Source organism: Blautia sp. HA3515, assembly GCF_059933065.1.
In genome coordinates, this window is the sequence record NZ_JAYFUY010000080.1 from 19,244 (window position 1) to 32,025 (window position 12,782).

General features: G+C 38.4%; 14 protein-coding genes and 5 pseudogenes. 15 read left to right on the forward strand and 4 right to left on the reverse strand.

The window, feature by feature from the left end; genetic code table 11:
* Positions 1-6 precede the first annotated feature (6 nt).
* The 13 genes and pseudogenes from R1Y93_RS07285 to R1Y93_RS07345 all read left to right on the forward strand — a co-directional run bounded on the left by R1Y93_RS07285 (position 7) and on the right by R1Y93_RS07345 (position 9,168).
* Positions 7-793: pseudogene (locus tag R1Y93_RS07285) on the forward strand (ParA family protein).
* Entirely contained in the window at positions 783-1,688 is a 906-nt protein-coding gene (locus tag R1Y93_RS07290; RefSeq protein WP_055171373.1) for a ParB/RepB/Spo0J family partition protein, read from the forward strand. The pseudogene R1Y93_RS07285 and the gene R1Y93_RS07290 overlap by 11 nt, the downstream one beginning before the upstream one ends.
* Before the next feature lie 78 nt (positions 1,689-1,766).
* The gene (locus R1Y93_RS07295) at positions 1,767-2,765 is read left to right on the forward strand and encodes a DUF6017 domain-containing protein (RefSeq protein ID WP_226837798.1); all 999 of its coding nucleotides are present in this window, start codon (positions 1,767-1,769) and stop codon (positions 2,763-2,765) included.
* Between the two features lie 9 nt (positions 2,766-2,774).
* A complete protein-coding gene (locus tag R1Y93_RS07300; RefSeq protein ID WP_055171371.1) occupies positions 2,775-3,071 on the forward strand; it encodes a hypothetical protein in 297 nt (98 codons plus the stop codon).
* 7 nt (positions 3,072-3,078) lie between these two features.
* The gene (locus R1Y93_RS07305) at positions 3,079-3,483 is read left to right on the forward strand and encodes a hypothetical protein (protein ID WP_005334861.1); all 405 of its coding nucleotides are present in this window, start codon (positions 3,079-3,081) and stop codon (positions 3,481-3,483) included.
* A gap of 65 nt (positions 3,484-3,548) precedes the next feature.
* Complete coding sequence (locus R1Y93_RS07310; RefSeq protein WP_500822274.1) at positions 3,549-3,935, forward strand: HEAT repeat domain-containing protein; 387 nt, start codon at positions 3,549-3,551, stop codon at positions 3,933-3,935.
* A gap of 374 nt (positions 3,936-4,309) precedes the next feature.
* A pseudogene (locus R1Y93_RS07315) lies at positions 4,310-4,417 on the forward strand (TnpV protein); the annotation flags it as partial.
* A gap of 210 nt (positions 4,418-4,627) precedes the next feature.
* Positions 4,628-5,289: pseudogene (locus tag R1Y93_RS07320) on the forward strand (response regulator transcription factor).
* Positions 5,290-5,469: 180 nt separating this feature from the next.
* Complete coding sequence (locus R1Y93_RS07325) at positions 5,470-5,781, forward strand: HAMP domain-containing protein (protein WP_500822275.1); 312 nt, start codon at positions 5,470-5,472, stop codon at positions 5,779-5,781.
* Positions 5,782-5,903: 122 nt separating this feature from the next.
* Positions 5,904-6,461 carry a sensor histidine kinase gene (locus R1Y93_RS07330; protein WP_500822276.1) on the forward strand — a complete coding sequence of 186 codons (558 nt, stop codon included), beginning with the start codon at positions 5,904-5,906 and terminating at the stop codon, positions 6,459-6,461.
* Between the two features lie 83 nt (positions 6,462-6,544).
* Positions 6,545-7,177, forward strand: coding sequence for a hypothetical protein (locus R1Y93_RS07335; protein WP_500822277.1), 633 nt, complete (start codon positions 6,545-6,547; stop codon positions 7,175-7,177).
* A gap of 442 nt (positions 7,178-7,619) precedes the next feature.
* On the forward strand, positions 7,620-7,970 hold the full coding sequence (locus R1Y93_RS07340) for a hypothetical protein (RefSeq protein WP_500822278.1): 351 nt from the start codon (positions 7,620-7,622) through the stop codon (positions 7,968-7,970).
* Positions 7,971-8,289: 319 nt separating this feature from the next.
* Positions 8,290-9,168: pseudogene (locus R1Y93_RS07345) on the forward strand (ABC transporter ATP-binding protein).
* Here the strand turns inward: R1Y93_RS07345 and R1Y93_RS07350 are convergent.
* Positions 9,155-9,579, reverse strand: a pseudogene (locus R1Y93_RS07350) (penicillin-binding transpeptidase domain-containing protein); the annotation flags it as partial. The pseudogenes R1Y93_RS07345 and R1Y93_RS07350 overlap by 14 nt on opposite strands.
* A gap of 54 nt (positions 9,580-9,633) precedes the next feature.
* On the opposite strand from R1Y93_RS07350, the gene R1Y93_RS07355 reads away from it, so the two are divergent.
* Positions 9,634-9,843, forward strand: coding sequence for a DUF6219 family protein (locus R1Y93_RS07355; protein ID WP_008392833.1), 210 nt, complete (start codon positions 9,634-9,636; stop codon positions 9,841-9,843).
* Between the two features lie 102 nt (positions 9,844-9,945).
* Here R1Y93_RS07355 and R1Y93_RS07360 read toward each other — a convergent pair whose 3' ends face one another.
* The 3 genes from R1Y93_RS07360 to R1Y93_RS07370 form a co-directional block, all read right to left on the reverse strand.
* Positions 9,946-10,599 carry a CpXC domain-containing protein gene (locus R1Y93_RS07360; protein ID WP_029471597.1) on the reverse strand — a complete coding sequence of 218 codons (654 nt, stop codon included), beginning with the start codon at positions 10,597-10,599 and terminating at the stop codon, positions 9,946-9,948.
* Between the two features lie 65 nt (positions 10,600-10,664).
* On the reverse strand, positions 10,665-11,180 hold the full coding sequence (locus tag R1Y93_RS07365; RefSeq protein ID WP_500822279.1) for an ImmA/IrrE family metallo-endopeptidase: 516 nt from the start codon (positions 11,178-11,180) through the stop codon (positions 10,665-10,667).
* A 195-nt stretch (positions 11,181-11,375) separates the two neighbouring features.
* On the reverse strand, positions 11,376-11,693 hold the full coding sequence (locus tag R1Y93_RS07370) for a helix-turn-helix domain-containing protein (protein ID WP_500822280.1): 318 nt from the start codon (positions 11,691-11,693) through the stop codon (positions 11,376-11,378).
* Positions 11,694-11,980: 287 nt separating this feature from the next.
* Here R1Y93_RS07370 and R1Y93_RS07375 point away from each other — a divergent pair.
* Positions 11,981-12,782, forward strand: an 802-nt coding sequence (locus R1Y93_RS07375) for a Y-family DNA polymerase (RefSeq protein ID WP_500822281.1), incomplete at its 3' end; no start/stop codon positions are given.

Here is a 12,782-nt window from a genome sequence, read left to right on the forward strand (position 1 = left end):
GAAATCATGTGTAAAGTTATATCCGTAGTAAACCAGAAAGGGTGGAGTTGGCAAGACTACCACAACTGTAAATGTAGGTATTGGACTGGCAAGAGAAGGCAAGAAAGTGTTGCTAATCGATGCGGATCCACAGGGAAGTTTAACTGCAAGTCTCGGATATGAGGAACCGGATGATCTTCGAATCACACTGGCAACGATCATGATGGATGTCATCAACGAAGAAGAAATCAATCTGGAAGATGGTATCTTACATCACCAGGAAAATGTAGATCTACTTCCGGCAAATATTGAGCTTTCTGCATTGGAAGTAACGATGGGAAATGTTATGAGCAGAGAAATGATCATGAAGGAATATATCGATGCGATAAGATCACGATACGATTATATCCTGATCGACTGTATGCCGAGTCTTGGTATGATGACGATCAATGCACTGGTCTCTTCTGATTCTGTTCTGATACCTGTGCAGGCCGCATATCTGCCTGTTAAAGGACTTCAACAGTTGATCAAGACCATTCTTACAGTAAAGAAAAGACTGAACCGGAAACTGGCGATTGAGGGCATTCTCCTGACCATGGTAGATTTCAGAACCAATTACGCAAGGGATATTGCATCGAGAGTACATACAACCTACGGAAGTCAGATCGAGGTATTTGAAAATGTGATCCCGATGTCTGTAAAAGCTGCTGAGACCAGTGCAGAGGGAAAAAGCATCTACATGCACTGCCCGAAAGGAAAAGTTGCCGAAGCATATAAGAACTTAACACAGGAGGTTTTGAAAAATGAAAAATAGAAGTGGCGAAAAGATTAAACTGGCAAGCATTGATGAACTGCTGGGTGTGGTAAATGAAGAATCTGCAATGGAGATAGAAATCAGTAAGATCCATCCGTTTAAAAATCATCCGTTCAAGGTGCTGGATGATGAAAAGATGCAGGATCTGGTTGAAAGTGTAAGGATCAATGGAGTACTGACACCGGTACTGCTTCGAATGGATGATAATGAAGAATATGAAATGGTATCCGGTCATAGAAGAATGCATGCAGCACAGCTTGCAGGACTTACGACTATTCCGGCAATCGTAAGAGAATTATCGGATGATGATGCCGTGATTGCGATGGTGGACGCTAACATTCAGCGAGAGGAACTGTTACCGAGTGAGAAAGCATTTGCATATAAGATGAAAATGGATGCTATGAGAAGAACAGCAGGTCGTCCGACCAAAGAAAATCCCCGACAAAATGTCGGGAATTATGAGACGGCAGATCTCATTGGAAAGGATAATGGAGAAAGTGGACGACAGGTTCAAAGATATATTCGTCTTACGGAATTAATACCAGAACTTTTAGATCTGGTAGATAAGAAAAAGCTCCAATTTACAGTTGCTATTGATATCTCCTACATCGATAAGGAAGTACAGGGATGGATCTACGAATATATCAGCGACACCGGATTCATCAAACCAAAACAGATTGCAGCACTCAGAAATCAGCTGAATGATGGACCAATCAATCAGATTCAGATGTTATCGATTTTCAATAACTGTGTGATGGCAAAGAAAGTATCCCGGTCTCTTACTTTCTCAGAAAAGAAACTGACAAAGTATTTTCCGGATGATTATACAGCCAAAGATATGGAGCAGGTGATTGAATCATTATTAGAAAAGTGGATGCAGGAACAGTCCTGTTAAGGAGAGAAAAAGCTAAGAAAACAATGTCAAAGAAGTTTAAAAAGAGGACTTCTTAGCAGAAAATGAAAGGAGGAAATTATGGAGAAAAAAATGACATTTAATTATTTTTACGGTACCGAAGCTGATCAGTTCAGCTTCTACCGCATACCAAAAGCATTATTTACAGACAGCTATTTTAAAGATTTATCAAGCGATGCTAAAATTTTATATGGACTGATGTTGGATCGAATGTCTCTTTCCATCAAAAATCAGTGGTTTGACGACAAAAACAGAGCATATATCTACTTTTCCATCGAAGATATCATGGAATTACTGAACTGTGGCAGAAATAAAGCCATCAAATCCATGAGAGAGCTGGATGACGAAACAGGAATTGGTCTGATTGAGAAACGCAGGCAGGGATTTGGAAAGGTGAATGTTATCTACGTAAAAACCTTTATGCCTGAGAAAACAGATGCGAAAAAATTTGGAGAGGAATTAGAGAAGTTTAAAAAACAAACTTCTGTGGAAAATGAAGAGCCTGCAGAAGTTTACAATTTAAACTTCATGAAGTCCCAAAATCAAACTTCTAGAAGTCCCGAAAACAAACTTCAAGAAGTTTACATTTCAAACCCTAATAATACTAATCTTAGTTATACTGAAATGAATGATAATAAATCTAATCCTATCATATCTGTGGATGAGAAAAGATTTGATAGCGATAACCGCTCTGAGGATTATCAGGCTTATGAAAACCTTGTCAAAGAGACCATTGATTATGAATCACTGGAAGTAACCCATCATGACGATATGCGACAGGTAGATGAAATCGTGAACCTGATCGTAGAAACTGTGATGTGTAAAAATGACAAGATATTGATTGCCAGCAATTGGTATCCGGCATCACTGGTGAAGAAAAAATTTCTGATGCTGACCTATTCACATATCGAGTATGTCTTACACTGTATGCGTGGTAACACCACCAAAGTGAAGAACATCAAGAAATATTTATTAGCATCCCTGTTTAATGCACCGTCTACGATGAACGGGTATTATCAGGCAGAGGTGAACCATGATATGCCAGGACTGGTAAGATAGGAGGTGCACATGTTTATTTTAAAACTTGCTGGGAAAATATTATTACTGCCGGTATGGCTGATCCTTTTTGTGATCGGACTGGCAGTAAAGATGACAGTACAGACTTATGCGGTTGTCAGAGGGATCCTTGGGTTTATATTCACTTTGTTGATTATAGCGACTGCATACTGTTACCGTGACTGGGTACAGGTTGCATTTCTGTTTTCGCTGAGTGTAATTCTGTATCTGATCCTTTTTGCAGGAGTGTTCGTAGATACTGTACTGGACATGACAAGAGAACGCATTATTGATTTTATTATATCGTGAGGAGAATATGAAAATGAGCGAAAACAATGATTATATTCAGTTACCACCACTTAAAAAAGACACACCGTCCGATGTGGTAGCATTTATGTGGGAGTACATAAAAGTACCGGAGGATTCAAGAGAAAAAGTTAAGAATCTGCTTAAAGATGCAAATGAAAATGGCGTAAAATTAAGTCATCAGGCACCAACACTGTATGATGTTGTCCCAAAAGAAGAAATTACTGAATTTGAAGAGCTTATGCGCAAAACCATAGCTGACATTGTATCAGAAGCCAGTAGCATTGCCTGTTGGGTGTATGTGCAGAAATATGTGAAACAGAAAACTCTTGACGAAATGCTACAAGAATTGCCAGGAGCAGGCCAGTTTATCATTGTCATGGATACCTGGTTCGAAAGACTGATGGCGGAATAATGGATGCTATGATAGAATAAAGAAAACGATTTGAAGTGCAAATCGGAATTTGAGGAGTCGATAGATTGGACCAATCAGAACTTTATAAAGAACTTGGTGCATTGACAGATAATAAGAGTAAATGGGAAGAGAGCATTCCATATGTATCTTCTCTTCTTTCTCATGAGTCCACCAAAATACAGGCAAAAGCACTCTGGCTACTTGGAGAGATGGGTCTTGCATATCCTCTGGCTGTGCGAGATGTAGTTCCGTTAATAGTTTCCTTCTATGATAGTCCAGTGCCACTTTTGAGAGAACGAGCGGTTAATGCTACAGGCAGAATCGGTCGTGGCGATTACTGTGTGATTGAGCGGTATTGGATGAATCTATTTCGTTTTGCCACTGATGATGAAGCAAAGGTTAGACTGGGCTTTATCTGGGCATCAGAAAATATCGCCACGAGACACCCCTGATATTTACGGGAATCATATGGTAATATTTGAGAAGCTCCTATATGATGTAAATGACAAGGTCAGAATGGAAGCACCAGAAATCTTTAGGGTTCTCGGCAAGCGTAGACCAGAATTTGTTATGCCATTTGTGGAACAGTTACAAAAATTATCAGTGACCGATGAAAACCGAGTTGTAAGAATCCACTGTTTAGGTGCGATTAGGGCGACAGTATCGAAATAGACAAATTCAAGTTTACAGAACTGAATCAAAAGAGCTCGAAGGAGCTCTTTTTCCTTTTTTATAATAGTATCTGGGACTGTTGTTCCGTTGATAAGATTTTCAAGTTGTTGTGCGACTTCGGCTTGTTTGTTTGGATACAGATGACTATAAGTATTTAAGGTTTGAAAGAATTGTAGAGCAGATGAAACAGGCACAGGGGATCACGGAACAGTTAAAGGCAGAAAATCAGATGGAATGGGTAGCGAGAATGAACAATATATAATCGTGTGCAAGGGAGATTGTGGATACAGAGATGGTTTATCAATAATGGAAATAAAATGAAGGAGAAAAGGCGGCAGTTTAGAAAGGCTGTTGCCTTTTAGGAATTGTTGTTTATTTGTTGTTGTTTATTTGTTGTTTTTTATAAGCTATACTATAAGGAAAAGATAACATTAGAGCCAGAGGTGAAGTTTACTAGAACTATAAAATTTTAATGGTTGATGATGATAGAGAATTGCTAAAAATGCTGAATCAATACTTTACATTGAAGAATTATACGGTAATGATTGCAGAAAATGGCATAGAAGCAATGGAAAAGATAAGTGCAAATCCTGATATTATTTTATTGGACGTAAATATGCCGGGAATGGACGGAATTCGAAGTGTGCAGAAGAATCAGAGATATGGTTTCCTGTCCGATTATTTTTTTGACTGCAAAAGTAGAAGAACAGGATCGAGTAATGGGATTGTTGTCTGGTGGTGATGATTATGTTTTAAAACCATTCAGTTTGAAAGAATTAGATGCTAGAAATGTGTTATTGCCCATTCGAAACGTGAAGAACGTTTACATAGGAAGAAAGAACAAAGGTTTTATGGAGAATTAGTGATTGACTATGCCAGTAAATGTGTACATATTAAAGGGAATGCTTTAGAGCTGACGAAATTAGAGTATGAGATCATAGAATTTTTGTCTATGAACCCTGAAATGGTATTTGATAAAGAACGAATCTATGAGAAGATTGGCGGATATGATGCAGAAGGGGACAGCCGGGTGGTTACGGAGTTGATTCGCAGAATCCGCAAGAAAATGAAAATGTATTCGGAACACGAATATATTGCAACGGTATGGGGAGGGGATATAAATGGGCAAAATAAAAAATCTTTCGTTAAGGAAAACCATTGTTTTGTATATGATAATTAGTTTAATAATTAGTTTTTATCTTTCAGCACTAATTATGCGAATAGCAAGCACAGTACAAAACAACATTTGGTGGAAATCAACGTAGACCAAGAAGAATATTTTGAAATGGCTGAAGGGGATGAAGTAGAAGGTATTTGCCAGATGTTCCGAGACCACATTCTTATGAAATGAAAGAATTTGATTATCATGTATCGGAAATATGTGATTTTCTTCAGACATTTACAGTGCTTATCGTATCTGTTGCAGGGAGTATTATAGCGGTATTTCTTTTTTATAAGCATGAACCGAAATGCCCTATCGAAGAATTAGAACTGGCTTCCCGACAAGTTGGTCGAAATAATTTAGATTTCCATATCACTTATGAAAATGAAGATGAGATGGGCGGATTGTGCAAAGAGTTTGAACGAATGAGAGGACAGCTGGCAGAGAATAATCAACAGTTATGAAAATGCTTGAGGAAGAAAAGGCTTTGCGGGCTGCCATTGCACATGATATACGTTCTCCGCTCGCGTGCTGGAGGGGTATCAGGAAATGCTTTCAGAATATCTTCCGAAAGAAAGAGATAAATATGGAGCAAGCCTTAGAAATGGTAAATGAAAGCAAAAAACAGATTGAACGTATGGATATCTTTGTGGAAACTATGCGAAAGATGAGCAGTTTAGATACAAGGGAGTTAGTAGCAGAAGAAATTACCAGTAAACAGGTAGAAATAGACGTACGGGCAGAGATGAACGTGTTTAGGAAAAAATTTGGAAAGCTATATGAATTAGAATGTTCGGAAACAGAAGAAAAATTTTCAGGAGATAAGGAAGTGATTTTAGAGGTTATAGAAAACCTTTTGTCAAATGCCTTTCGTTACGCCAAGACAAAAGTGGAAATGGAAGTGTTTCTTACCTGTTCTGAATTACAGATCAGAATAAAGGATGATGGAGTGGGATTTACAATAGATAAGCAAAAGGCAACAGAGCTTTTTTATCAGCAAAATGTGAAAGACAGTTTGAAACATTCAGGAATGGGCATGTATATCAGCAGATTGTATTGTGAAAAGCATGGTGGTCAGTTACTGATAGAAAATGAAAAACAGAGTGGAGCTGTAATAACAGCAGTATTTCATCGGATTGCATGAGCGGTCCGATTTTTTTATGCTGTTGTCTTTTTGTTGTGATTTATATTTTATGATGTCTATAACGAAGGAAAGGAGGAATACGTATGATTGCTATTTTTAAAAGAGAGATTAGGAATTATCTAAAGCGACCGTTATTTTGGGTAGGTGTTCTGCTTGTGATTTATGGTGTGTTTAATGCGACAAGTCCATATTTAACCACACATTATCTTACAACGGGGGAGGAAATCATCAATGATCAGTCCAACACTTCGGTTGAAGGAGAAGTGTATGAGGGCTATATTCCAGCCACGCCTGAAAAGCACAGAGAGGTATGGCATGAAAAGGTAAAAATAAAATTAACGGATGTGTTTGGATTGACGGATTCAGAAGCACAGAATGTCATTGAAAAGCTGGAAAGCATGAATTTAAAAGAGGCCTATGCGTATTTGGAGCAGGAATATGACTGGTACGGGGCAAGGTATTTATACGAGGACAGTACGTATTATAAGGGAACGGCAGAAGAAATGAACGCATATCTAGATAAAAAATTGGAAGATAAGACATTTTCTTTTTATTACGCAAGAAAATTTGCTGATTTTGCGGGTCTGTATATGGTGTTTTTTGCAATTATTATGTTGGCGGTTTTATTTTTACAAGATACAAAAAAGCATACTTATGAATTGTTGCATACAAAGCCTGTGCTACTGCCGGGGGAGAAGATGCAATGGGAAAAGTGAGTGCAGGATTTACAATTTGTTTGCTTGTGCTAACTATTTTGAATATACTCGTTTTGGGCATGGTGCCGCATCTATACAAAGGATAGTGGATTTGAAGTGCGACTATGGGATTTTGTGGCTTCTACGGTACTTTATATATTGCCTGAAGACGCCGATGATTGTGAGTATATATACATTGATTTCACTGATATTTAAAAATCCACTTCCGGGTGTACCACTTTTGATTCTTTATATGGTGTATTCCAATTTGGGCGGAACTAATGCAGAGGGAGTTTACGGATATTGGGGGGCAAACCTTCTGGCAATCATGGTACGATTTCCGGGGCAGCTTTTTGATACGACACCGCCCCCGATGGCGCTCTTAAATCAAAGTTTTCTTATTATTGTATCGGTAGTAATTATACTGATTTCGATACAGATTTGGAAGCGGAGGCGAATATAAATGAAGAAGGAAATGAAGATTGTTCTGCCATTTTATAAAATTGCTTATGCAGTATCCTTTGTTGTAATTTTAAGTGTGATTCGTGCAGTTGTTTTCACGTATGAAATAGGACTATCCATAGAGCCGCCTTTTGCGATATTGACTGCTGTTTTTTGTGCAGATACTTATGTGCAGGAAATTAACAAGCAACCGTTCCGAAGTTCAGAGACTGTATCAGATAAAAAAGAGAATCTATTCTATTATACAGAGACTGATGATACAGGGAACTCTTTTGCTGCTGCTCGCTGTTCTTGGATATGGATTGTTTTTTGCGTTTCAGAAACCAATTACACATCCAGTAACAGAAAGTGAAATACTTCAGTTTATTACCTGTTTTGGGGCGATTGTAAGTAACTATTTTCTTTTGGGGAGTATTGGCTAATACATTGTCTATGCTTTTTCGCAATATGTGGATGGGAATTGGAAGCAGTCTTTTGATATGGAGTAAGCAACAAATTCCACAGGTGGAGATAAACTTTTTGGAGCATGGAATCTGTTTTCTTATTCTTTTAGAGATATAGAAAATACTGCCGATATTACATGGCTGTATGGGAAAGGCTTGTGTATTTGTATCGGACTGATTTTGTTACTGGCATTGCCGAAGATCGTAAGAAAAGAGAGGGTAAATTTAATGAGTATTCATATTGAGGATTTTAACGGTAAGATTTAAGAATAGTGTCACAGCAACCGACCATGCAGATTTAGATATACCAAATGGGATATTTGGACTATTGGGAGAAAATGGAGCGGGAAAGACAACTTTGATGAGAGTTTTGACCACTGTGCTTAAACCTACAAACGGAATGGTTACATTAGACGGAATTTTGTATAGCGAAGGAAACTATGAGAAAAATCCGAAGAAAGATAGGGTATTTACCACAGGAAATTGAACTGTATCCTAATTTGACGGTTCAGGAGTGTTTGGAGTATATGGGAGATCTGGCAGGTGTTCCGAAAGCAGAATGTAGAAAGCGGATAGATTATTATTTGAAAAAGACCAGTCTTATAGAACATCGTAAGAAGAAAATGAAGCAGTTATCAGGCGGTATGAAGCGACGGGTAGGATTGGTGCAGGCGCTTTTAAATGAACCGGAATTTTTAATTGTGGATGAGCCAACTACCGGTTTAGATCCGGAGGAACGTATTCGCATCCGCAATTTGTTAGTAGATTTTTCTGAAAACAGAACGGTTTTGTTTTCAACTCATGTGGTAGAAGACTTAGCTGCCACCTGGCAATCAGCTTGCAATTATGCATAAAGGTCGATTTCTGTATGCGGGTTCTATGAAGAATTTGACAGAAGAAGCACAGGGGAAAATCTGGATTTGCAAAGTACCTGATGAGAGAAAAGCAAGAGAAGTGGAACAGAAGTATCGTATTACATCTAAACAGTATGTTGAGGGGGGATTGCAGTTAAGAGTGATTTCTGAAATACAGCCAGAATTGGAGTGTATGTCAATTCCTGCAACGTTGGAAGATGCTTATATTTATGTGACGAATCAATACGAGTAGATAAAGCACCATCTGATGCTTTACTACCAGTTGCACGTTGTTCGCTTTGAATATTTGTGGAGAAAAAGTATGTATTATTTTGGCTTTCTATAAAACCTATAAACCAGCCATTTATATCCTGCCCGTTCACTCGTCCGGTTCCGGTTTTTCCATAAATTCTCCATTTTCAGAGGCGGTAAGATGGATGGAATTTTTGACGGCATGAATATTAGCAGGAGTAAAGTTGAAGTTGTTTCGATATAAATTTTTCAAAAGTTCAACTTGTTCTACTGGTGAAATCTTTAAGGATGACTGCATCCAGTAGGAAGAGAAATCTCCGGATATATTTTTATTGCCATATCCTATTTGCTGAAGGTATGAATTTATAGTGGAAGATCCGAGCTGCTTGTCGATTGATTCAAAATACCAGTTTGTATATATCTTTTAAAAGGTATATGATTAAGAAAAACGGCAGGAGGTATCTGAATGAAATCACATAAATATTGGTCTATCGGTGCACTGATTACAATGCTTGGAACTTTTTATACAGGTTATAAGGGATCAAAAGAAGGCCATAAGTACTTTGCAGCAAGTTCTTTGCTTTGCATGATTATGGCTATTTATACAGGACACAAGATGATTTCTGGTAAAAGTAGGAAGAAAAAAGAAGTTTCAGTAGAGAGTGTTGAAGATTAAAAAACAAAATATTTTAATAAATAACGCCGGTGCGGGATTTTTGATATCCAGTACTGGCGTTATTTATTCTACAGGGGCTTGGGGGTGTAGCCACCAAATATACTATTCGTTTTCTGCTTCGGCAAGTTTGTTAAGGATCCACTCCCTATTGATAACTATTTCATCATCATCGCGGAGATCCTTGAAATCATTGCAGTGTGAAGAAGCAAATTCATACATATTGTCAATGTCAACTGCACCAGTAATCTCACCCTTATTAATGATTACAAGAATATTTGTTCCGTCGTCGTCGACAGCAAAGCGCAGTTCATCAAATTCTATATCGGGATCATTTTTGAGAATAGAATCTGTCGCAAGTAATTTAACAAGTTCCATTACCCTGTCATCTTTACCTGCATCAAAGATCTGGATCTTTTCAACGAGCTGATTTGCTGATGTCACAATCCGGTATAAGTACTTTTCGGTACGATAATCAGCCAAAGCATTTTTTTCATAAAATATTTCATATGTCTTCTTTACTTCTGATTCAGGAACCAGATAAATCATGACAAGATCTTCCATCTGGTGATAGAGTGTGGAGTAGTTTAAACGAAAGGTCTCTCCACAGCTCGGGCAGGTATAAAGGAAAATAGATTGATTAAGTACCTTCTCTTTCATTTCAGGATCCAGTGCAGTATTAATACTGTCCCAGAGCTCAAAATCTCCCTCATGATGGCAGGAAGGACAAGTTACCTTTTCTATATGATGTCTTGACATAAATGATCCTCCTTTCAGTGAGATAAATCTATAGTTTTTCTATTGTAGAATAATCTTATCCGCTATTATTTCGCCAGAAAATTACTCTGTATCTCCATCGGCATATGATAAGCCTGGCCTCGTTTTGCCAGGCTGTATAGTTTAAAGCTCATGAGTTCCGGAGTCGCATTCAAAGAGCTGCAGAGTCCGAAATAATCCAGGTCTTCGTTCTGAACCATATCTTCAATCTCCTCATCATCAATCAGAAGATCGGCAGCAAACAGATTGGCCTGGTATTCTGTATTATCCGTCATATTGTAGAGGGTATCATCTTGCATTGGAGCCATTTTCAGCTGGGAACGATGCAGGATGATATGCCCTAATTCATGGGCGGCAACGATCATCTTTTCTTCTTCTGAAAGGAAACTGCTGATCATGACATAGATTGTCTTACAGCTCATAAAACAGTATCCTTTCAGTGTCTTATATCTGGAAGTTTCACCGACCACAATGTTCATCTGATCCATGATCTCAAATGGATCTCGGGTTCCATATTTCTTGATTAATTTCTTTGTTTCTGTATATATGTAAGTGTTTCTCAAATAAATCACCTCAAAAGTAAAAAATAAAAAGGGCAGAAATATCCTTGTAACTATAAGGTAACAGATTAGGTGTACAATAATCCCGCCTTCTATTATTTTTCCTCTTGGTTTTTCAGATATTTTTTCGGTGTAAATTTCTTTGCACGTCTTTTGGAATCCAGATAAAGGCTCTGGATCTCATCCATAAAAGCTATTTTATCTTCGTCTGTCAGTGACTCCACCGGCAAACATAGCTGCAGCCTGTTCCAGAATCTGCTGAGCCTGTCTGGCACCACGGTTACCAAACTGTTCGGATGCTTCTGTGATAAAAGCTTCATTCTCACTCATGAGATAAGAAACGTCACACTGTAATGCATCTGCCAGTTTCTGATACAGAACATTTTGTTTTGGAAAACGTCCTTCTACTTCCCAGGATCGAATGGTCCTATATGAAACACCAACCATGCTGGCCAGTTCCTGCTGACTCATCTTTTTTTCTTTTCTTAATGATCTTACTTTTTCACCGAATGTCATAAACATACCTCTTTCTAAGCCTTGTCTTATAAGTTTCATTAGCCGCTTCAAGGCAAAACGGGAAATGTGTCTCCTAAAAAATAAAAATTAATCTTGACAAAGGGAGATATCTCTCCTATAATGTGAATCACAGATAAGGGGAAACATCTTTCCTATAAGATACACAATATTTCCTCTTTTGTCAATGGATATGTGAAATGAATTTCCTGTAATTCAATGAAAACAGGAAGGATAGACAATCATTGATAGTCAAAATGGGATACATGTTACAAAAAGAGGAAAGACGTATGGGAGGTGGCAATGTGAGTCAGGATCAGACTTCTATTATCTGTATTGATCTGAAGTCCTTTTATGCTTCTGTAGAATGCGTAGAACGTGGGCTGAATCCATTTAAAACAAACCTGGTGGTTGCAGATCCGACCAGATCAAAGTCAACAATCTGCCTGGCAATCACTCCGGCTATGAAGTCTCTTGGCATCAAGAACCGGTGCCGGATCCATGAGATACCGGATTGTGTGAAGTACATCACAGCCATGCCAAGGATGCAGCTGTATATGGATTATTCCGCAAAGATCTATGGAATCTATCTGCGGTACGTCTCAAAAGAAGATATCCATGTGTACAGTGTTGATGAGTGTTTTATTGATGTGACAAACTATCTGCAGCTTTATCATCTTACTGCAAAAGAAATGGCGGTAAAGCTTATGCAGGCAGTCATGGAGGAAACTGGCATCACTGCAACTGCAGGTGTGGGAACCAATCTGTATCTTGCTAAGATCGCAATGGATATCGTAGCAAAGCATGTGGATGACCATATTGGAATCCTGGATGAATTCTCTTACAGAGAGCAGCTATGGGATCATAAACCATTAAGTGACTTCTGGAGGATTGGATCCCGGACTGAAAAAAAACTAGCCGGTTACGGGATTCATACAATGGGTGATATTGCAATGGCTTCTTTAAGATCCGAAGACTGGCTGTATAAGATGTTTGGGATTGATGCAGAGCTGTTGATCGATCATGCATGGGGTTATGAAACATGCCGGATGAGTGACATCAAGAACTATCATTCGGAAGAGCACAGCCTAT